General features: G+C 54.4%; 3 protein-coding genes. All 3 read right to left on the bottom strand.

Annotation, left to right across the window (positions count from 1 at the left end):
• Window positions 1-6: 6 nt before the first annotated feature.
• On the bottom strand, window positions 7-756 hold the full coding sequence (locus tag HGBM_RS01540; protein WP_026074126.1) for a hypothetical protein: 750 nt from the start codon (window positions 754-756) through the stop codon (window positions 7-9).
• 5 nt (window positions 757-761) lie between these two features.
• Window positions 762-1,772: a phosphodiester glycosidase family protein gene (locus HGBM_RS01535; protein ID WP_019119344.1), complete on the bottom strand. Its 1,011-nt coding sequence runs from the start codon at window positions 1,770-1,772 to the stop codon at window positions 762-764.
• A gap of 251 nt (window positions 1,773-2,023) precedes the next feature.
• Window positions 2,024-2,260: a hypothetical protein gene (locus HGBM_RS01530; protein ID WP_026074124.1), complete on the bottom strand. Its 237-nt coding sequence runs from the start codon at window positions 2,258-2,260 to the stop codon at window positions 2,024-2,026.
• Window positions 2,261-2,469: the final 209 nt, after the last annotated feature.

The raw sequence follows: 2,469 nt of genomic DNA, 5'->3' as shown, positions 1-2,469 counted from the left end.
CATCTGTTATCCTTTGTCCTCCTGCGTCCCGGCCGGGTAGTCCGCTCCGCTGCTGCGTCGGGGCCGCGCTTGTCCGCTATCGCTGTCCGGCCGGTAGAGATGGTCGTGTTCGTATCGCCACACCTCGCCAGAGTCCGTCGTCAGCTTCATGACGTCCAGCTTGTCGTCGTAGTCGATGTGTTCGATCCAGGCGTCGCCAAGCGGAAGGCGGCTGATGCCGTCGACGGCATCGTACTTGTACACTTCTGTGATATTGCCTTTGCGGAATTCCATATATAAAAATTCCAAATAAGGAGAAAAATAGGTGTTGACAATCTCCCGTCGATGCCCGGTCCAGGTGTGAATCCGCGTCGGCTCGGGCGCGTGAATCCGCAGCAGATACCCTGAGAGGTTGCTACCCTGTGTCAGGTAGAACAAAGTATCCGTATCCCCCAGCCACTGAAGGAAGGTAACATGGCCAACTTTTTCGCGAAATTTTTCTCCCTCGCTGTCCAGCAGCACCAACTCGCCGTCGGCCGACACGTACGCGGCAAAGCGGCGGTCCGGGTTGAACGAGACGAGAGCGGCGTCAGCAGGAATAGCCGACACCTTGACAGTCTTGATCTCGGGGGTTTTGGCTGCGGCGGGAAGAGCCGGCACACGCAAAAATTGGTCGATGCCATACAGCCCCGCCAGTTGGGCAGACGTTACAACAGCCAGCGCGGCAAGCCAAACACGCCGCTTCGACGAAAAGAAGGGGCGTTTCTTTCTCTTCAAGCTCCTCAAGCTCTCCCCACTCCATCCACGATAAAACTGGTCGCTACGTAGCGCTCGCCCAGCGGATTTGACGGCGTCACGAGAAATTCTCCGGCGTAGTACAGCTCCGTACTGTATCCTCCGTCCAGATTGGCGGCGACGTATGCCCCGTGATCCAGCATGACCTGCTCACAGTCCAACAAGCTGGCGCCGATGCCGTTATTTCCCCGCCCGGACAGAGCCAGGAGCAGAATCGCCCCGTCCCTTCGCTGCCCGATCGCCGAGCGGGGTGCTACCCCCCAGGTATCTTCTGACTCATCCAAATAAGGCTCGCCGTCGCGGACGAGCTGCGGGCCGTACGAGACCGCCTCGGAGATGCCGAGCTGCTGCAATTTCTTGTAAGTGTACTTGCCGACGACCAATGCTCCGTCCTTCGTGATCCCGATGACCGGCTGGACCGCTTCCTGATCGCCGCCGATGAATTTGCCGCGCGAGATCGTAAGTCCCAAAGGCATGCCGCCCGTACCACGTCCGGCCACGTCGTAAAATCCGCCGCCGTTGATCCCGGCAACGGCATTCGCATCCTTGACCATCTCGCTCACCGTTTGGCCGACATTGTTCAAATCCTTCGTCACCGCTACATGGACCCGCTTGGGATCCTTTACCACCAGCAGACTGCCCGAGTACTTGGCCGTGTTGATCGGAATCACCTCGATCCCGTCGTCGTGAATGGCGGAGAAATCATCGGCTTGCATGCTCCCCTCGCCCATCTCGTCAAATCCGATCGGCCGATACTTGGCCAGCGTTTCCGCAGAAAAGAAGGGCGTAATCACCCAGGGATGGCGGCTGGTCAGGATCGCGCCGATCACTGTCCGCCGGATATTTTCAAACGGGCCGTACAGTACCAAGGCCCCTGTCGATAGAATGATATAGATGATGACAGTACCAACGAGTAGTGCAATTCGCCCCAAGCGGAGCCTCTTTCCTTTGGAAGGGTTCACCGCGACTTGTGTTTGTGCCTCTTTTGCACCGATCATCCTCCTGCCTCCTCTCCTCCGTCGCATCTCTCTGAGAACTCTCCATCTTATGAGTATAAATCAGCAGCGAAAAAGAAAGCCATGTCAGTTAATGGCAATTGATATACGAATGGTACAGCATATTGTCAATACGTTTTTGCCCATTCTGATCGGCGCGATTGGGTTAAGAGCTACAGCATAAAGACGATGCTGCAGCTCTTTTTACATAAGAGAAAAAGGAGCAGGTTATCCCGCTCCTTTTCCTTCTCCCGCTATTTCCAGAAGAGAAAGCCGCCGATCACCAAGAGGAGCAAAGTCCCCAGCAGACCGAACAGAAACAAAAAACTTCCGCCGATCAAAATCAAGGCGCCCTTCCAGACGAAAAATAAAACGACCGCGATCAGGCACAACAAAAGGAATGATTTCCACGTCCACTTAATGATCGACCATAAAAAAACAGCCAGCAGAATCCCGATGATCAGTTTTAACAGCACTGCAACCGCCCCCATGTAGCCGTACCCCGATTATATATTCTTTTGACTCTGCCAACAAGGAACAACTCTCCCCCGGTAAAAACATAAGAAAAGCATTATTGAAGCCCTCTCGAAGAAGCTGGTTCTTCTTTAGAGGAAACTTTTACCGAAGCCTATTCCGGATGCAGACGCTGAGGTACTTCGTTATTCCGATGGAAAGCTCCACTTTCCAATGCGAAAAAAAA

The organism is Brevibacillus massiliensis, from assembly GCF_000311785.1.
GTDB lineage: Bacteria > Bacillota > Bacilli > Brevibacillales > Brevibacillaceae > Brevibacillus_C > Brevibacillus_C massiliensis.
This window is presented reverse-complemented; position numbering and strand designations above follow the sequence as displayed.